Origin of the sequence: Gemmatimonas sp., from assembly GCF_041689975.1 — a bacterium.
Lineage (GTDB): Bacteria > Gemmatimonadota > Gemmatimonadetes > Gemmatimonadales > Gemmatimonadaceae > Gemmatimonas.
Genome location: NZ_JBDNFF010000026.1, coordinates 1 through 19,056 on the forward strand (window position 1 = coordinate 1; position 19,056 = coordinate 19,056).

The 19,056-nt window shown below is 64.5% G+C and carries 11 protein-coding genes and 3 pseudogenes; 10 read left to right on the forward strand and 4 right to left on the reverse strand.

Annotated features, from left to right (window positions below):
* The 8 genes and pseudogenes from ACESNG_RS01860 to ACESNG_RS01895 form a co-directional block, all read left to right on the forward strand.
* On the forward strand, nt 1–1,680 hold a 1,680-nt coding region (locus ACESNG_RS01860; RefSeq protein ID WP_373067504.1), incomplete at its 5' end, for a hypothetical protein.
* 121 nt (nt 1,681–1,801) lie between these two features.
* The gene (locus tag ACESNG_RS01865; protein WP_373067506.1) at nt 1,802–3,733 is read left to right on the forward strand and encodes a CocE/NonD family hydrolase; all 1,932 of its coding nucleotides are present in this window, start codon (nt 1,802–1,804) and stop codon (nt 3,731–3,733) included.
* A 28-nt stretch (nt 3,734–3,761) separates the two neighbouring features.
* Nucleotides 3,762–6,731 (forward strand): SusC/RagA family TonB-linked outer membrane protein, encoded by a 2,970-nt coding sequence (locus ACESNG_RS01870; RefSeq protein ID WP_373059605.1) that lies wholly within the window; start codon nt 3,762–3,764, stop codon nt 6,729–6,731.
* A gap of 2 nt (nt 6,732–6,733) precedes the next feature.
* On the forward strand, nt 6,734–8,122 hold the full coding sequence (locus tag ACESNG_RS01875) for a RagB/SusD family nutrient uptake outer membrane protein (protein WP_373059603.1): 1,389 nt from the start codon (nt 6,734–6,736) through the stop codon (nt 8,120–8,122).
* Nucleotides 8,123–8,392: 270 nt separating this feature from the next.
* Nucleotides 8,393–8,880 (forward strand): annotated as a pseudogene (locus tag ACESNG_RS01880) (Appr-1-p processing protein).
* Between the two features lie 87 nt (nt 8,881–8,967).
* Nucleotides 8,968–9,312, forward strand: coding sequence for a hypothetical protein (locus tag ACESNG_RS01885; protein ID WP_373067520.1), 345 nt, complete (start codon nt 8,968–8,970; stop codon nt 9,310–9,312).
* Nucleotides 9,198–9,875: pseudogene (locus ACESNG_RS01890) on the forward strand (universal stress protein); the annotation flags it as partial. The gene ACESNG_RS01885 and the pseudogene ACESNG_RS01890, both read left to right, overlap by 115 nt.
* A gap of 164 nt (nt 9,876–10,039) precedes the next feature.
* Entirely contained in the window at nt 10,040–10,357 is a 318-nt protein-coding gene (locus tag ACESNG_RS01895) for a hypothetical protein (protein ID WP_373067508.1), read from the forward strand.
* 112 nt (nt 10,358–10,469) lie between these two features.
* Here the strand turns inward: ACESNG_RS01895 and ACESNG_RS01900 are convergent.
* Nucleotides 10,470–10,796, reverse strand: a pseudogene (locus ACESNG_RS01900) (putative PEP-binding protein); the annotation flags it as partial.
* 72 nt (nt 10,797–10,868) lie between these two features.
* Between ACESNG_RS01900 and ACESNG_RS01905 the strand changes: the two are divergent.
* A complete protein-coding gene (locus ACESNG_RS01905) occupies nt 10,869–12,446 on the forward strand; it encodes a cation-translocating P-type ATPase (RefSeq protein ID WP_373067511.1) in 1,578 nt (525 codons plus the stop codon).
* On the opposite strand, the gene ACESNG_RS01910 is transcribed toward ACESNG_RS01905, so the two are convergent.
* Complete coding sequence (locus ACESNG_RS01910) at nt 12,425–12,838, reverse strand: PAS domain-containing protein (protein ID WP_373059597.1); 414 nt, start codon at nt 12,836–12,838, stop codon at nt 12,425–12,427. The genes ACESNG_RS01905 and ACESNG_RS01910 overlap by 22 nt on opposite strands.
* 89 nt (nt 12,839–12,927) lie before the next feature.
* Here ACESNG_RS01910 and ACESNG_RS01915 point away from each other — a divergent pair, with 89 nt between their 5' ends.
* On the forward strand, nt 12,928–16,485 hold the full coding sequence (locus tag ACESNG_RS01915; protein ID WP_373067513.1) for a DNA polymerase III subunit alpha: 3,558 nt from the start codon (nt 12,928–12,930) through the stop codon (nt 16,483–16,485).
* 16 nt (nt 16,486–16,501) lie between these two features.
* Here the strand turns inward: ACESNG_RS01915 and ACESNG_RS01920 are convergent, their stop codons facing one another.
* The gene (locus ACESNG_RS01920) at nt 16,502–18,340 is read right to left on the reverse strand and encodes an FG-GAP-like repeat-containing protein (RefSeq protein ID WP_373067515.1); all 1,839 of its coding nucleotides are present in this window, start codon (nt 18,338–18,340) and stop codon (nt 16,502–16,504) included.
* Nucleotides 18,337–19,056: YncE family protein (locus tag ACESNG_RS01925; RefSeq protein ID WP_373067518.1), on the reverse strand; the 720-nt coding region annotated here is incomplete at its 5' end. The genes ACESNG_RS01925 and ACESNG_RS01920, both read right to left, overlap by 4 nt.

The window sequence follows — 19,056 nt, forward strand, 5'->3', positions numbered from 1 at the left end:
CGCGCCGTCTCCCTCGCCGCCGGCCGCGCCGGGGTGCGGGCCGGCATGCTGCTCCCCGAAGCGCGCGCCTGTTGCGCCAGTCTCGACGTGCGCCCGTGGGATGAACATGCCATCCGCGACGCCGTCCTGGCCGCCAGTACCGCGCTGCTCGCAGCCAGTCCGCAGGTCACACCGGTCGCCGGTGCGCCCGGCATGTGGTGGGTTGGCGCCAACGGCTTCGACGCCGTCGGTGGCGAAGTCCAACTCGCGTGCACCCTGCTCGCCATCGCGCAGCGATGGCACCCCGATGCCCGTGTCGCCATCGCCGATTCCTGCGTCGCCGCGCGCGCCGCCACCTGGGCCCCACGCGCGCGCAGTCGCACCGTACGCGAACGTGATCCCCAAGGCGTACGCGAACGTGATCCGCTCACCCTCCCCGACGGCATCACCATCATCCCCGCCGGACAGTGCGCCGCCTATCTCGCACCGGCGCCATTGGGGCTGGTGCCCATGGAGCACGATCTGCGCGATGCGCTGCAGTCGCTCGGTCTACGCACCGTCGGCGCGCTCGCGTCACTCGACGCCGGCGATATTGAAAAGCGATGGGGCCCCGACGGACTCATCGCGTGGCGCCTCGCTCACGGCGACGATCCGCGACGACCGGGACTCGTGCGCGTGGAAGCGGCGCGTAGCGCGAGCGTGGAGTTACCGGCCGCCGTAGAAAGCACCGAGCCCGTGCTGTTCGTATTGCGTGCCCAGTTGCAACGCTTGCTGCGTGAGTGTGTGGAAGACGGACGCGCCGCCGCCGCGGTCGCCATCACGCTCGTGCTCGATGCCGGACGTCAATATCCCATCGACGACATCGGCAGCGAGATGCGCGGCCATACCCATGTGCCGGAGACATCGGACGATACGACCGCGAAGGGAGCAGGAAGGAGGGCATCAGGAGGCAGGGAGGAGTCACCTCCTGCCCCCTCCCCCCTGATACCCTCCCCCCTGCCTCCTAAGCCGTTGGCAGTTTCCCTGCTCAGCATCCCCCAACGCTCCATCACGCGCGAAGTGCGTCCCGCGCGTCCACTCGCCCGACTCGAGCCACTGTTCGATCAATGCCGCGCGCTGCTGGAACGGTGGAGCATCCCCGCGCCGATCATCGGCGTCATCGTCAGCATTCCCGCCACCGCCCCACTCGCCGCCGATCAAGGCGACTTGCTGATCCCGTCGTGGCGCGACGCGGCGATGAATGCCGAAGCGGTGTTCGCCCGACTGCGCGCCGTGCTCGATCCCGACAACACCGGTACCGTCGTCGTGCACCCCGAAGTCGGCGACAGTCATCGCCCCGAAGACACCGGGCGGTGGATCAGCGCCGACGCCATGACCCTCGGCGCGGCCCCGATACCGGCACCCCATTCCGCGTCGACACCCGCGTCGCCCACGACCATCGCCGCCGCCGTGCTTCGTCTGCTCGCTTCACCAGAACCGGTTGACGTGGAATCCCCGCATGGCATTCCCGACGCCGTGTGGTGGCACGGACGACGCTTGTCGATCACGACCGCCGACGGCCCCGAACGTTTGAGTGGTGATTGGTGGCGTGCCGATACGTACGCCCGCGATTACTGGCGGTGCGTTACCGCTGATGAAGGCGAACTGCTGCTGTACCACGAAGCCAGCGTGCAGTGGTACGTGCAGGGGTGGTACGACTGATAACGGCCAACGGCCAACTGCTTAGGAAGCAGTTGGCCGTTGGCCGTTGCCAGTCGACAACGCTAGCCCCGCCACACCACGCGTCGTACCTTCGCCATCCGCCCTTCCCACAGGAACGCTCATGATGGTCTCTCGTGTATTCATGGTGGCCGCGCTCCTCGTCAGCGCGACCACTGTGACGACCTCCCGCGCGGAAGCGCAGGATGCCCGCGCCGCGCCCAACCCCGCCGCCATCGCCCGCGTACGTGCGCAGTATCTGAAACGCGAAGTCGACATCCCGATGCGCGACGGCACCAAGCTGCACACGGCGATCTACACGCCGCGCGACACCACGAGGCGCGTGCCGATTCTGCTTATGCGCACCCCATACGGCATCGCGCCCTACGGCGACACCGCGTATCCCACACAGCTGGGCCCCTTCCCCGGTCTCGACGTCGAAGGATGGATCTTCGTGAATCAGGATGTGCGCGGCCGGTACATGAGCGAAGGCACGTACAGCTTCATGACGCCGAACAAGGGACCCGATCGCAAGCCCGGCGATCTCGACGAATCCACCGACTCGTACGACACGATCGAGTGGATCCTCGAGAACATCGCGCATCACAACGGCCGCGTCGGCTCGTGGGGCAACTCCGCACCCGGCTTCTTCGTGGCCGCCGGCATGATCGATGCGCATCCTGCGCTCACCCTCGCCTATCCGTCAGCCCCGATGATCGACTGGTGGCTCGGCGACGATCGGCATATGAACGGACTCTTCAAGTTGTCGCAGACCTACAACTTCCTGAAGAACTTCGATCAGCCGCGCACGGGACTCATCACCAACTATCCGGTGGGCCCGAATCCGGGCACCACCGATGGCTACGCCTGGCATCTCGACATCGGTGCCTTCTCCAACTACGGACCCGGCCCGCTGCAGAATCGCGTGGCCTTCTGGGACTCCGTGACCGCGCATCCCAATTACGACGCCTTCTGGCAGGCGCGCTCGCTCTGGAAGCACACGAAGAACATCAAGCCGGCGGTGCTGCTCGTGGGCGGTTGGTATGACGTAGAGGATCCGTATGGCATGCTGCGCCTGAATCGCAGTCTGCAGGAGAACAGCAAGAGCACGAAGCAAATGTTCGTGGTAGGACCGTGGTCGCACGGCGGATGGAATCGCGCCGACTTCGCCACCTTCGGCGCATTCAGCAATGGCGGCCTCACGGGCCAGTTCTTCCGCGACTCCATCGGTGCGCCAGCGTTCCGCTGCCTGCTCAAAGATGACTGCAAAGGCCAGTCGTTCGGCGGCGCGCTCGTATTCGAAGCTGGCAAGAATCAGTGGCGTCGCTTCGACGCGTGGCCACCCAAAGCCGCCGCGCCGCGCGCACTCTATCTGCGCGAAAACGGACGTGTGGCCTTCGATGCGCCGACCAACAGTGCCACAACGGGGAGTACAACGCGAACGACCTTTGCCGATCGCTACGTGAGCGATCCCGCGAAACCGGTGCCGTACACCATGGGCGTGACCTTCGGGTTCAACGCGCAGTACCCTACCGAAGACCAGCGCTTCGCCTCGCGTCGCCCCGACGTGCTTACGTATCGCTCCGACGTGCTCACCCGTGATGTCACGGTAGCCGGCCCGATGTCGGCCTTGCTGCACATCGCGAGCACCGGCACCGACGCCGACTTCATCGTCAAGCTCATCGATCAGTATCCCAACGACGCCGCTCCTGAATACGACGGCGGGCCGCGTCTCGATGCCTACGAACGGCTCGTACGCCCCGGTGTCGCCCGCGCACGCTGGCGCAAAGGCTTCGACAAGAACATACCGCTCGCCGTCAACGTGGCCGACTCCATCCGCGTACCACTCGACGACGTGTTCCACACCTTCAAGAAAGGGCATCGCATCGTCGTGCAGGTGCAGAGTACGTGGTATCCGGCCGTCGACCGCAATCCCCAGCGCTTCGTGCCCAACATCTACAGGGCGACGAACGCCGACTTCCAGTCGGCTACGATGACTGTCTTCCGCTCATCCGCGCGTCCGTCGCAGCTTACGCTGAACATCCTACCGCAGTAAAGATCACCCCCCGATGGAGGAGTTCCTGATGACCGGAGTTTTCGCGCGTCGAGGCCTGCTGGCCGCAGCCCTCGCGCTCCTCGCCGCCCCACTCGCTGCGCAAACGCGCACGATCAGCGGCAAGGTGCTCGAAGCAGGATCGCGAGCACCGATCGCCGCTGCACAGCTGCAGGTCACCGGCACCGCACTCGGTGCACTCACCCGTGACGACGGCTCGTTCACACTCGTGAATGTCCCCGCCCGTGATGTCATCCTCATGGTGCGGCGCCTCGGCTATCCCATGACACGTATCACCGTCGAAGCCTCGCGCAACAGCATCGAGATCGTGCTCAAGAAGGACGTGCTCAATCTCGATCAGGTCGTGGTCACCGGTCAGGCCACCGGCATTTCGCGCCGCAACCTCGCCAATGACGTCGCTTCCGTGAGCGGTGCCGATGTGAACAAGGTGTCGTCGCAGTCCATCGAGAACGCCTTCCAGGGCAAGATCGCCGGCGCGCAGATCTCGCAGTCCACCGGCGCACCCGGCGGCGGCAATCGCATCCGCATTCGCGGCATCTCCTCCATTCTCGGTTCCGCGCAGCCGCTGTACGTCATCGACGGTGTCATCGTCTCCGACGTGTCTATCGGCTCCGGCACGAACAAGGTGACGCGCGCCGCCGGCACCGGCATCTCCGTGGGCACTCAGGAGAATCCGGTCAACCGTATCGCCGACCTGAACCCGAACGACATCGAGAACGTCGACATCCTCAAGGGATCGGCCGCGGCGGCCATCTACGGCTCGAAGGCATCGGGCGGTGTCATCATGATCACCACCAAGCGTGGCCGCGCCGGCAAGCCGAAGTTCTCGCTGCGTCTGGGCGGTGGCACGTCGGACCTCGCGTACCGCAACGGCTCGCGCCAATTCACCTCGGTGGCCGATGCCGTGACCGCGTTCGGCGCCGGCATCACGCCGTTCTACGACGCCAATCGCGCGCTCGACTACGAGTCGCTGGCGTACGGTAACACGCCCATGAACTCCGACGTCTCGCTCAACGTGAGCGGCGGCAGCGAGGACACGAAGTATTTCCTCTCCATCAGCCGTCGCAACGAAGAAGGCATCGTCGAGAACACCTTTGCCCGCAAGACGACCGCCCGCATCAATCTCGACCAACGCATCTCCAAGCGGCTCAATCTGCAGGTCGGCAACGAAATCCTGAACAACGCCAACGACCGCGGCCTGTTCGGCAACGACAACGCCGGCAACTCGATCGCCTACGCGCTCACCAAGATTCCGAGCTTCCTCGACCTGCGGCGCCGATCGGACGGCACGTGGCCGGTCAATCAGTTCTATCCGTCTAACCCGCTGCAGACGATCGACCAGTTCAAGAACGGCGAAAACGTGTGGCGAAACATCACGACGTCGCGCCTCACCGCCGACGTGCTCACCAGCGAGAAGAATACGCTGCAGTTCATCGCGTTCGGCGGTGTCGACTTGCTCAACCAGTCGAACCTGATCTATTCGCCGCCCACGTTGCAGTACGAGCCCGTGGACGGACTCCCGGGTACCTCGGGCAACTCGAAGACCACGAACCTGCAGAGCAATCTCAACCTGAATGTCGTGCATGGATGGACGCCGCGGTCGTCGCTCAAGATCACGTCGCAGCTCGGCACGCAGTTCGAGCAGCGCAGTCTGAATCAGACGCGCACGTCGGCGCAGAACCTGCTGGGCGGTCTCGAAGTCGTGACGTCGGGTACCGTGCGCGACGTCGACGAGACGCGCCTGCGCGTCGAAGATTTCGGCGTGTTCGGGCAGACAGAAATGCTCTGGCGCGACAAGCTGCTGTTCACGGCCGGCGCCCGCGTCGACCGCAGCAGCAACAACGGCGACGTCAAGGCGTTCTATCTCTTCCCCAAGGCTGCCACGTCGTACCGCTTCACCGATCTGGCGCCGGGGCTGGTGGACGAAGCCAAGATCCGCGTGGCGTACGGTGAAACGGGCAACCAGCCGCTGTACGGACAGAAGTTCACCAACCTCGATCTGTCGAGCGTCGGTGGTGTCGGTGCCTTCCGCGTCGGCAATGTACGCGCCTCGTCCGACCTGCGCCCCGAGCGTCAGCGTGAGCTCGAGGCCGGTCTCGACCTGAACGTGTTCCGTAACCGCGGCACCTTCGCCGTTACGGGCTTCCGTCGCAACATCTCCGATCTGCTGATCACCCGCACCTTGGCGCCCACCGCAGGATTCAGCAGTGAAACGTCGAACGGCGCCGAGATGCAGGTCACGGGTGCCGAAGTGTCGATCAACGCGTTTCCGATTCAGACGCCCACGTGGGGCTGGAACGCACGCCTCAACTGGGGCACGAACCGCTCCAAAGTTACCAAGCTCCCGGTCGCTCCGTTCCTGCTTGGTACGCTGCAGACGGGCGCGGTGCGCATCGAACAGGGCAAGTCGGCCACGCAGCTGTTCGGCAACGATACTCTGCCGCAGTCTGGTGGACGCGTCGTGGTGCCCGTGCTCATGGGCGACGGCAATCCGCTCTGGAGCGCAGGTCTCAGCAACGAAGTGCGCTTCAAGAGTCTCTCGCTGTACGCCCTGCTCGATCAGCAAAAGGGCGGTATGCTCGCCAACGGCACGTGGCGTCACTACGACCTCGGACAGAACTCGCGCGATTACGATGAACTCGACGCCTTCGGTCGCAAGACGGGTGACGTGCGCCGCACGACCTACCTCCAAGTCACGCGCACATTCTATCAAGACGCCTCGTACGTGAAGCTTCGCGAAGTCACGTTCACGTGGGATATCCCGCAAAAGTGGGTGGCCAGGACGTGGTCCGGTGCCAGCGGTGCCAAGCTCTCGCTGAGCGGACGCAACCTGTACTGGTGGACAAAGTTCCGCGGTGGCGATCCGGAAGCGCAGAACTTCGGCGCGGGCAACGTGCCCGATGCCATTCAGCGTAACCGCGAACTCGCGGCCTATCCTGCCAGCCGTAGCTACTGGCTCAACTTCAGCCTGGACTTCTGACCATGACCAGATCCCGTCATCGCCAGGCGCGCACCCTGTTGATCGCTGCCGCCTGCGCCAGCGTCGTCGCCTGCAAATCCGCCGACATCGCGAATTTCAACAGCCCCAACACATCACAGCTGGAAGGCTCGCCGAACGCTGCGACAGTGAATACCACCGTGGCCGGCGTGCTCGCCGGGGCACGCGCCGGCGCTGGAACGTGGGCCAGCACACTCGGCGTGTTCGGCCGCGAGATCATGAATCTCGACGGCGCCGAGCCGCGCAATGTGCTCGCGCTGCTGATTGGACCGTTGGAGCCGGGTGGATTCGGTACCGACGCCGGTTGGTCGAACTCGTACCGGAATCTCCGCACCGCGTACACGATTCTCGATGTCGTCGACGCCGTGCCGGACTACACCGCTGCGCAGAAGAGCGGCGTGAAGGGCTTCGTGAAAACATTCATGGCGCTCGAGTACATGAACCAGCTGCGCGTCCGCGACACCTTCGGTCTCGTGTTCGACGTGGCGAAGGATCCCACCGTGCAGGGCGCCTTCATCACGCGCGAGGAAGCGTACACGAAAACGGCGGCGTTGTTCGACGAAGCGAGGACAGACCTCGCCGCAGCAGGTACCGCATTTCCGTTCGCGCTGACGACCGGCTTCACTGGCTTCAACACACCGGCCACCTTCTTGCGCGTCAACCGTGGCCTCAAGGCTCGCCTCGAGGTGTATCGCGGTCGCTGGGCCGACGCCATTACGGCGCTGAACGAATCGTTCATCAGCACCGCCGCCGGCACCACGGCCGGCTTCACCACCGGCGTGTATCACGTGTACAGCATAGCATCGGGCGACGCGGTCAACCCGCTGTTCGATCCAGCGCCACGCGCCATCGTGGCCGTGCCGGAGTTTCTGACCGAAGCTCGCCTGCGCACCGATGGCTCGCGCGATTTACGCGCCACAGCCAAGGCCGTGGTCGGCACGGTCAATCTGGCCACGCAGGGCATCAGCTCGAACGTGCGACCCACGGTGTATCCCACCAACGTCACGCCGCTCGCGATCATCCGGAACGAAGAGCTCATCCTGCTTCGCGCCGAAGCCCACATCGGACTCGGCAACCGCGCAGCGGCGATCGCCGATCTCAACTTCGTACGCACCAACTCCGGTGGACTGCCGGCGCTGGCGTCCGACTTTGCCGGTGATCTCGTAACGGAGATGCTCTATGAGCGCCGTTACTCGTTGTTCTTCGAGTACGGCCATCGCTGGGTCGACGCGCGCCGTTACGGCCGTCTCGGCGAGCTCAGGAAGCAGCTGCCCACACACCGCGTCTTCCCGCTGGTGCCGATCCCGGTGGACGAATGCAACCAGCGCCTCGCTGCACCGCCCAGGGGGTGCGTGAACGTGCTGGGGCAGTGAGTGGGGGCCAACGCGGGGGCTGCTAGAACGGCAACTCCCTAGGGAGCAGGGGGGAGGGTTTCAGGAGGCAGGAGGCAGGTGAACCACACGCGGTTCCTGCGCCCTCTTCCCTTATACCCTCCTCCCTGCTTCCTAAGGAGTTGCTTTTCCCCACCCCGTCGGGGCTTCGCTCCCCCCTGTCAGGATTTCACCGACTCCCTTCCACGCCGCGTGTACGGACATTGCCTGTCAGGCACCACAAGACAGGAATGACCACGCTGAGGAGTTCTCGTGATTTACGAACTGGAAGACGATATTCTGCTCACCAAGGCGCAGGCCATTGCGCATGGTGTCTCGCCCAATGACCACTTCGACACCGGTCTCGCATTCGCATTGCGCGAGCTGTGCCGGGCATGGCAAAAGATTTCCGTCACTACGCGAAGCAGGCCCACCCGAGGCCGGGCGAACTCTGGACCTATCGCAGCGCCGATGGCCACACGATCTACATTCTGATGACGCAGGAAGGTGACCATGCATCGTCCGCCTCGGGGCGTGCGTCGACGCCCAACGTCAATCACGTGTTGAAGCGGCTGCGACACGAGCTCGACACGGGCGACATCAAGAGTGTCGCACTACCACGACTCGTCACCGGGGCTGGCGGTCTCGACTGGGATGAGGTGCGGCCGCTGATCCAACAGCATCTCGGAGACGTCGGCATTCCGGTGTACGTCTACGTCACCTACCGGAAGGGTGTCGCTGGCAAGGAAGTCGCGGCCTGATTACTGCGCGATCGGATACCACTTAGCGAGAATACGATAGAGACAATTCTGGTCGCACTTGATGGTTCGTCGTTCGCCGAAGCGACCATTCCCGTCGCGCTTGGCCTCGCAAAGCAACTCGGTGCGCAAATTGAGTTGGTGACCGTGCACGAGCCGATGCCCGGCCGGCACAATATTTCCGGGTCCAGCGCACACGAACATGTACTCGAGCGTGAGCTGATCGCAGCACGCCATGCAGCGGCGGTCCGTTCCCTCGACGCGGTCCGCGACGGAATCATACAGCGCGCCGACGCGCCCGTGGTCACCACAACCGTGCTGCCGGCGTCCCGGCGGAACGACTACTGGAATACGCCAACGAGCGCGGGGCGTCCCTGCTCGTCGTCGCCACCCACGGACTCGGCGGACCGTCCCGTCAGTGTATGGGCTCAGTGACCGATGCGCTCGTGCGGCACGCCACGATCCCGATCGTCACAGTGCGCCCCGACGCCGCGTACGAAAGCCGCACTCCCGAAGCGCGTGCGGAATGGACGCTGCGCCGCCTGCTCGTGACGCTTGACGGCTCGAGCGCCGCAGAGCGTATTCTCGAGCCGCTGCAGGCGCTCGTCCCGACAACCGTGTCCTATCGACTCCTCCGCGTCATTTCTCCGCAGAGCCAGCTGCTGCGAGCCCTCACGCCGACGAGCGAACACGAGGGTGACCTTGCCGAGCATCGCCAGCGCGCGACCGCCTATCTCGACGAGATCAAAGCACAACTGGAGGCCTCTGGTGTCAGCGCGACATACCGCATCATGACTGACACCGTGGTGGCGCATGCCATCGCGGACGGAGTGCAGGAACCCGATATCGACCTCGTCGCCATCGCCACGCACTGGCGCGGAGCCATCGGTCGCCTCGCGCTCGGCAGCGTAGCGGACAAGGTGCTCCGCATCGCGGACAAGCCTGTGATGCTGTTTCCTGTGACCGCGGATGACGCTGGCACCGAACCCCCGCGGTAGCTCAGCGGAAGAAGCACGACGCGGCGTTGGTCACCGGGCAACGGTGCGCCCGGCTTGCGGAAGCCTGACGTCGATCGCCCGATGGTCATGTGCTGATCGAAAGACCACCGATTTCGTCTTCGAAGACGTGGCACACCGCGTCGATAGAGCAGACGATCAGCACCTTGACCAGCTCGGCGGCGAATACTCTCGCCGCCGATGTCGTGCGGGCGCGCACGCTGCTCGCACAGTTTGGCGACACCATGGTGGTGGTGTTGATGGTGGCCGCGCTTATCGCCGGCCTCGTTGGTGAGCCGGAAGACATGATTGCCATCATCGCGATTGTGATCCTCAAGGCGGTACTGGGATTCGTACAGGAGAATCGCACCCGGCGATATCGTACTGCTCATTGCCGGCAACATAGTGCCGACCAATCTACGCCTGCTCGATCCCACGCAGCTGAGCATCGAAGAGGCCGCGCTCACCGGCCGAACAGTGCCTGACGGCGTTTCACCGCCGCGCCCGGTGGGTCGGCCTGCACATCAACCTCAAGCAGAAGCACGACATCGGCCGTTTGCAGTTGATGCAAGTATAAAGGAGACGCGAATCATTTCCCTAGGCTATTCGCCCTCCCGCAAACGCACTCTCCGTTTCCAGAATCACCAGTGTGGTCTTCAGCGCGGTGTCGGGAGTCAGCGAGATGCTGTCGATGCCTTGTTGAACGAGGAACTGCGCGAACTCGGGATAGTCGCTCGGGGCCAGGCCGCAGATGCCGATCTTGCGCCCTTTGGCGCGGCAGGTGGCGATGACTCGAGCGATCATCTTTTTCATCGCCGCGTTTCGCTCGTCGAAGATGGGCGCGACGATCTCGCTGTCGCGGTCCACGCCGAGGATGAGCTGGGTCAGGTCGTTCGAGCCAATGCTGAAGCTGTCGAAGGCTTGCCCGCCGTGGAGACGCTCGGCTCCGTGACCTACATCTGCACCGACAAGACCGGCACGCTCACCGAGAACCGCATGCATGTGGATGAGGTCCGGCTCGGCGACGGGTCCACATCGAGCATGTCGCTTCCGCCATCCCGTGCGCTGCTCGCCCTCGCCGATGTGATGACGCTGTGCACCGATGTCACCCTCGGCGTCGAGGGCGTGCTGGTTGGAGACCCGACGGAAACCGCGTTGGTACGTGCCGGCGCCGATGTCGGTGTCGACAAGGCGTTACTCGATGCGCTGTGGCCCCGAGTCGGCGAGGTACCGTTCACGTCAGCGCGCGCCCGCATGACCACCATTCATCGCGGCAGCGCGAGCGCTGACCAGATCATGGTGTGTACCAAGGGGGCGCCGGAGCGCGTCGTACCAGCCTGTCACGCCATGCTAAGCGCCGGCGCCGTGATACCCATCGACGGCGCCCGCGTGCTGCGAGAAGCCGCAGCCGTGGCGGCCGCTGGCCTGCGCGTGCTGGCCGTAGCCACGCGCACACTTTCAGCTCCGCCGGAGTCGGCCGAAGAGGCCGAGCAGAAACTCACACTGCTCGCACTCGTTGGACTCATTGATCCGCCGCGCGCCGAGGCGAAAGCCGCGGTCGAGACGTGCCAAGCGGCTGGCATTCATGTGGTGATGATCACCGGCGATCATCCCGCCACCGCCCTCGCGATCGCGGTTCGGTTGGGAATTGCCAGCATCAACGACACCGTGCTCACCGGTCACGACATTCCCGCACGCTCGGATGCCGAGCTCGCGCACCGCGTGACCGACGTGTACGTGTTCGCCCGCGTGGCGCCGGCGGACAAGCTGCGAATCGTGAAAGCGCTGCAGTCGCGTGGTGAATACGTCGCGATGACCGGCGATGGTGTGAACGATGCGCCGGCGCACATGGGGCTCCTCGACGACAACTTCGCGACCATCGTGAAGGCGGTTCACGAAGGTCGGCGCATTTACGACAACATTCGGCGCTTTGTGCGCTTCGTGCTGTCCACGAACTCCGGAGAAATCTGGCCGTTGTTTCTCGCGCCGTTTCTGGGACTGCCGATGCCGTTGCTGCCGATCCACATCCTCTGGAGGAACCTCGTCACCGACGGACTGCCCGGCATCACGCTCGCCGCCGAGCCCGCCGAGCCCGCCGAGCCCGCCGAGCCCGATAGTATGCAACGACCGCCGCGCGCACCACCGGAAAGTCTGCTGGCGGGTGGGCTGTGGCAACACGCCTTGCGGGTCGGATTGCTCATAGCCGCGTTGACACTCACCACGCAGGCACGCTCGATTCGCGATGCCGACAGCCACTGGCAGACGATGACGTTCACCGTGCTCACGCTTCCCCAGCTCGCCCACCTGATTGCGATTCGTTCCGAGCGCATCTCGATCTTTACCCTCGGCGTGCGCGGCAATCCGGCACTCTTCTTCGCCGTCGTGACGGCAATCGGCCTGCAGCTGGCCACGCTCTACGTGCCGGTCATGAATCGCATCTTCCACACGATGCCGCTCTCGTGGCGCGAGCTCGCCGTCTGCGTGGCGGTGTCGTCGGTGGTGCTCTTTGCGGTGGAGGGCGAGAAGTGGCTGCTGCGGCGTCGCCCTCACCCCTACAACGGCTTCCCCTCATGATCCGATATCAGCACCCACACCGTGCGCGTACGACGCGAATACAACAAGCGCACGGTCACATCACGCGGGTTCTGCTTGAACGCAAAATGAAATCGAAAACTCGTGTCCAGTGATTCACGGATCACCCCTTCCTTGAAGCGCCCGTAAAACTCCTGCACCTTCGTGCACGGCGCGATCTCCGTGAAGAACTGCTTCCCGATCGCGTCTTCCTTGCGCAACGACGCCAGCTTCGATTCCACCGCGTTATAGTTCAGGATCCGCCCGGTCGCGTCCAGCTGAATCATGCCGTACGGCAGTTTGTCCAACTCCTCGTTGGACATCGTATCGGCATTCTCGAGCACGTTGTTCACGGTGTGCTCGGGACGCTGGGTGGGGCGGCTGGGTTGTGGCATTTCGTCAACCCAACGACCGTACCACAGCGGAAGTGCCCGTCACCCCACCCTCGCCAGCCCCACGGCCTTCGGTGTATATTCGGTATTCCATGCCGAACCAGTACGCCGAACTCCACTGCCACTCCGCACTCTCCCTCCTCGACGGGGCCTCGCTCCCCGAGTCACTGGCCGAGCGCGCCGCCGAGCTGGGATACCCCGCCCTCGCCATCACCGACCACGATGAAATGGGGGGCGTGGTCCGGTTCGGGACGGCCTGCAAGACCCTCGGCATCGGTGGCATTTTGGGCGTCGAGCTCACGGTGCGCATGCCCGACATCGGCAACCCCGGCGCCGAGCGACGCACCCACATGGTGCTTCTCGCCGAAACGCGCGACGGCTATCGCAACATCGCCTCGCTCGTCACGCGGGCCCGGATGGACAGCGAACGCGGCACGCCCAGTGTGCCGTGGGCCCTCGTCACGCGCCACGTGGACGGCGTCATGGCGCTCACCGGGTGTCCGCGCGGCTGGGTGCCGCAACTGCTGGCGGACGGGCGTGCCGACGACGCCTACACCGCCGCCTGTGAGTTGCGCGAGGTGTTCGGCGAGCATCTCGCCGTGGAATGCTGGGATCATCGACTCCCCGAAGAGCGCGCGCTCGTAAAACAGCTGCGTCCACTCGCCGCCAAGCTTGGTGTGCCGTGGGTAGTCACCAACAACGTGCATTACGCCACTCCCGAACAGCGCATCGTGCACGATGTGCTCAGCACGCTGCGTCACGAACGCACGCTCGACACCATGGGCACGCGCCTGCGCCCCAACGCCGAATGGGCGCTCAAGAAGCCATCGCTCATTTATCAGCGGTGGCGCGGCGCGGAAGCCGGCGTGAAAGCCACACTCGACATCGCCGAACGCTGCACCTTCCGCCTCGAACAGCTCAAGCCATCCATGCCGGCATTTCCGCTGCCGCCCGGCATCAGTGCGCAGGAGTATCTCACGCGCCTCGTGGAACAAGGCGCCTACGAACGCTGGAACACGTCGCGCACTCCCAAGCACGACGCACAACTGGCCCACGAACTGGCCATGATCGGCAAGCTCGAACTCGCTGGTTTCTTTCTCACGGTGTGGGACATCGTCCGCTTCGCGCGACGCGAGGGGATTCTCTGTCAGGGTCGTGGCTCCGCCGCCAACTCCGCCGTTTGCTACTGCCTCGGCATCACGGCCGTCGACCCCATTCGCATGGAACTGCTGTTCGAGCGGTTCCTGAGTGAAGGACGCACAGAGCCACCCGACATCGACATCGACTTTGCACACCGCGATCGTGAGCGGGTGCTGCAGTATGTGTACAACCGCTACGGACGTGAACACGCCGCCATGGTGTGCGAACAGATCACCTGGCGCGGACGCAGTGCCGTGCGCGATGCCGCCCGCGTACTCGGCTTCTCGGTACAACAGGGCGACATGCTGGCGTCGCTCAGTGATCGGTTCAGCGCGCGAAGCACCGCCGAGGCACTGCGGGTCGACCGCGAGCCCGCGGCTACCACACCGGCCACCACACCGGCCGTGGAATCCGCCACCGATGCCGATCGACTGAGTCAGCAGATGATCGGTGGTACCGAAGCCACCACCAAGGCACGTGTGGTGCGCGAAGCGTCGCGCAAAGTCGCGTCCACACAAACGGCTAAGACACAGCGCGCACCCAAAGGCCCCACCGAGCGCGACGGCACGTGGGCGCAGGTCATCGACATGCAGGCCGAGCGGAAAATCGCGGCCGATGCGGCCACCGCCGATGCGCGCACCACCGCCACGCGCGACACCGCGAGCGGTCGTGAGCTGCTCGCCCGCGCCGGTCTCGATCCCGACGACGAACGCGTGCGCCGCTTGGCCGATGTCGTCGAGGGCCTGCACCAGCTGCCGCGTCATCGGTCCATTCACGTGGGCGGATTCATCCTCACTGAAGAACCGCTCGGCTCCATTGTGCCCATCGAGCCCGCCTCCATGCCGGGGCGCACCGTGATCCAGTGGGAGAAGGACGATCTCGACCCCGTGGGTCTGGTGAAAATCGACCTCCTGGGGCTCGGCATGCTCACCGTGGTGCAGGATTGCCTGCTGTATATCCGGCACACGCGCGGCACCACGATCGATCTCGGTCAACTCGACATGAGCGATCAGGCCGTGTACGACGTGATGTGTCGCGCCGATACCGTCGGACTCTTTCAGATCGAGAGTCGCGCGCAGATGAATACGCTGCCGCGACTCAAGCCGCGCTGCTTTTATGATCTCGTGGTCGAAGTGGCGCTCATTCGACCGGGGCCGATTCAGGGCGAGATGGTGCATCCGTATCTGCGACGGCGCGCCGGGCTCGAGCCGGTCACCTATCCGCATCCGATGCTCGAGAAAGTACTCAAGCGCACGCTCGGGATTCCGCTTTTTCAGGAGCAGGGCATGCAGGTGGCGATCACCGCCGCCGGGTTCACGCCGGCGCAGGCCGATCAACTGCGCCGCGCCATGGGACACAAGCGCTCACGCGAACGCATGGCGCAGATCTGCGAAGAGCTGATCACAGGGATGGCGAAGAACGGCATTCCCGAAGAAACAGGCCGTCGCATTTACCACCAGATCAACGCCTTTGCCGACTATGGTTTCCCCGAAAGTCATGCGGCCAGTTTCGCGCTGATCGTGTACGCCACGGCCTGGCTCCGGCACTACTATACGCCGGAGTACACCGCCGCCATTCTCAACGCGCAGCCGATGGGCTTTTACGCGCCGAGCACGCTCATTGAAGACGCCAAGCGACATGGGGTCGAGGTGCATCCCGTCGATCTCACCCGTAGTACGTGGGATCATGCCTTGGAGATGGCTGACGGACGCGTACTCGTGCCCAACGACGGCGTGGTGCGCTGGGGGAGCAATATCGGCGCGCAGACCATGCGTGATGTCGTGGCCGTGCGACTCGGTGTACGACTCGTGCGCGGGCTCGGTGCCAAGGCCCGTCGCGCGCTCGAAGCGGCGCTGCTGCATGGACCGTTCACCAGTATCGAAGATGCCGTGCGTCGCGTGTCGCTCGATAAAACGTCATGGCGGCGACTCGCCGAAGCCGGTGCGTTCGACAGCATGTTCGCGCACGAGCCGGCCGAACGGCGACGGCGCGTGGCGCTGTGGGAAGTGATGGCCGCCACCCGTGGCCCCGAGCTGCCGCTGGCGCCGTTTCACGCGCAGCCCGTGCCTGCACAGCTGCCGGCCTACACTCCCATCGAACTCACCGAAGCCGACTATCGCATGACCGGGCTGTCGTTGGCCGGGCATCCCATGAAGCATGTGCGCCCCATTCTCGCCCCCAACGGGGTGCTGTCGGCCCGTGAAGCGCACGATCTGGGCAAGGACGGGCAGCGCGTGGCCGTGGCCGGACTCGTGATCTGCCGTCAGCGCCCGGGCACGGCCAAGGGGTTCGTGTTTCTCACCCTCGAAGACGAAACGGGGATGATCAACATCGTGATCACCCCCGATCGGTTCGAAGAACATGCACAGCTCATTTCCACCTCACCAATGCTGCTCGTTCGCGGCACGCTGCAGGTGGAGCAACATGTCGTGAACGTGCGCGCCAAACAGTTCAAGGCGCTGGAGCTGGGCGGTGGCGAGCAGTATGTGAAGGGGCACAACTACCGGTAGCGGTCCCACATCGCGGCTACCGCCGCACCTGCTCGAAGTACAACAGGCCACCAGACGTCGTGCCGACCACGATATCGAGATCACCATCGCCGTCGAGGTCGGCCACCGCCACGCTGGAGTACGGCCCACTCGCCAGCGTGAATGATGAATCCCGCTCGAAGCGAACGCCCGTGCTGTCCGACACATTGCGCCAGAGCTGCACCCCACCGTCCTCGCTGCCCAGCAGCAGATCCGGCTTACCGTCGCCCGTGATATCGGCAAAAGTCGGCGTACTGCGACGCCCGACATCGATGTTCTGAAAGACATCGCTCACCAGTTCGAAACGGGGCACCGCACCTGAGCCGACATTGCGATAAAAGTTGAGCTGACCGGACGCCTCGCCGACGAACAAGTCGAGATCGCCATCACCATCGACGTCGGAGAACGCCGGGGCGCTGTTGCTGCCGCGCGTGAGCACGATCAGGGCGCTGTCCGCCAGCGTGAAAGCCGGCGCCGCACGCGAACCGGTGTTGCGCCAGAACTGCACCTTGTCACGCCAGGTACCCAGCAGCAGATCGGGAAGACCATCCCCATCGAGGTCCGCCACTGTCGGCGCGTAATGGAACTCACGCTGCATCGGCAACATCCCGCGATGCACGAAGGCCGGCGCGCGAGCGCTGCCCGTATTCTCGAACCAGGCGACCGTCCCTGCCGTATCACTCACGGTGTCGATCCGATTGCCCACGAGCAGATCCATATCCCCGTCACCATCGAGATCGGCGAACGTGGGCATGGCATCGCTGCCCACGTCGATCGTACGGATCAGGCGTCGCGTAGCGGGCGTAAACTCACCGGCGGCGCCCTGCGAAACAAGCAGCAGATTCTCGATGCTGGTGGTACGCGGGGTGTACGCACCACCGATCACCCCGACCAGAAGATCAGCAAATCCATTGCCATCGAGATCACCCAGCGTGGGTGCGTTGTAGCCGCTCGTCAGGATCGGCGCGCGCAGCGGAAACCGCTTCGGTTCATTCCCCCGCATCGCCGGCGTGGTGCAGCCACTCGAGCGATTCTCGAACAACAGCACGCCCTGCTCGAAGTAGTCGCCCCAGAACAGGTCGACATCTCCGTCGCCGTCGATATCGCCGAAGGCAATCGTGTTCGCGCCATGTCGCGATCCGCGCCCCTGTACGGGCTGACCGGGCACCGGGCCGAGGACTTCGATGCCTTCGAATCGCTCGGTGTGCAGGGCGAAACGGGGCACGCCATTTTGCTCCGTGCCCGGCACCGCCTCGAAACGATCGACCGTGCCGGCCACCCGGCCAATGAATAGATCGAGGCGGCCGTTACAGTCGATATCGACGAGGTTGAGGATATTCTGCCGGTCGGCTGCAATCGGCGCATTATCGCCATCACGCAGCGAGTCCACGGCAACGCGAAACGCCGGCGCACTCTTCGTGCCGACGTTGCGCCACGCGCGGACGTAACTCGTGGGCGACTCGCTGAGCAGATCGATCCGTCCATCGGCATCGAGATCGACGAAGCGATACCACTCACCCACGGACAGATCGAGAAATCGGTCTGAGCGCCACACGAAGCGGCCGTTCACATTCTCGAAATGCATCAGCGACGACGACCGCTCCTGCACGAACAAGTCGAGGTCGCCGTCGCCGTCGATGTCCACCATCTGCGGGCGCGGCACGTCGAATCCTCCGAGAAACGCTTCCGGGAGCGCCGCACCATCCCGATCGATCACCGGGAACGGCGCGACACGCCGCACGAACGTGGATTGCGCCTGCAGTCCGTTCGTCACGCACGCGACGGCAAGCAGCAGTGCGCCCACCGCCACGACGGGTAACGTGCCACGTGTGCTCATCGCGCGCCCGCCGCGCCCATGCCCGTTGGTCCAGCCCCGAGCATCAGCGTACTGTGCACCTGGCCCGAGCGCAGATCGAAGATCGTGAGCCACCCGTCCGACATGTACTCCTGCGCGCCCATCGCGTGCATTTCATGTCCGCTCTGTCCGGGCGCCGTCGCACCGGTATTCTGACTGACCACGAACGCATAACGTCCATCGCGCCGCAGCAGCATGCTGTACGGCTGCGCCAGACGTCCGGAGAGCGTGCGCACCACCGTACCCAGCGCGAGATCCACGTCGGCGATCGCATTCTTCGTGAGCAGCGTAACGAGTACGTGCTTGCCGTCCGGCGTGAAGCGCGGCTCCCACGGCTTGCCCTCGAGCGCGATCTCGCGCACCGGCTGCAGCGGTGGTGGCCGCCGGAGATCGAACACGAGCAGCGAATTCGACAACTCGCCCGCCGATACCATGGTCTGCCCATCAGGGCTCAGCGCGAACGTGACCAGCGAACGCGGGATGCCGGCAATCACCGACAGCGTCACGCGGCCCGTGGCGGTCTCCACCGACGCAATACGGTTCTCGGCCAGCGACGCCGTATGTACGAAGCGACCATCTATGCTACTGGCCAGCGCATGCGGTCGCGGCATCACGATTTCCTGTTCATCGACCAGCGTGAAGGTGGAACGCACAATCACGCCAAGCGACTTGGGAGGATTCACCGCCGTCATCGAACG

Bases quoted from the DNA above. Each gene is read 5' to 3' on its own strand.
- ACESNG_RS01865 (WP_373067506.1), top strand. From the start codon at position 1,802: ATGATGGTCTCTCGTGTATTCATGGTGGCCGCGCTCCTCGTCAGCGCG.
- ACESNG_RS01870 (WP_373059605.1), top strand. From the start codon at position 3,762: ATGACCGGAGTTTTCGCGCGTCGAGGCCTGCTGGCCGCAGCCCTCGCG.
- ACESNG_RS01875 (WP_373059603.1), top strand. From the start codon at position 6,734: ATGACCAGATCCCGTCATCGCCAGGCGCGCACCCTGTTGATCGCTGCC.
- ACESNG_RS01905 (WP_373067511.1), top strand. From the start codon at position 10,869: ATGCATGTGGATGAGGTCCGGCTCGGCGACGGGTCCACATCGAGCATG.
- ACESNG_RS01910 (WP_373059597.1), bottom strand. From the start codon at position 12,838: ATGCCACAACCCAGCCGCCCCACCCAGCGTCCCGAGCACACCGTGAAC.
- ACESNG_RS01915 (WP_373067513.1), top strand. From the start codon at position 12,928: ATGCCGAACCAGTACGCCGAACTCCACTGCCACTCCGCACTCTCCCTC.
- ACESNG_RS01920 (WP_373067515.1), bottom strand. From the start codon at position 18,340: ATGAGCACACGTGGCACGTTACCCGTCGTGGCGGTGGGCGCACTGCTG.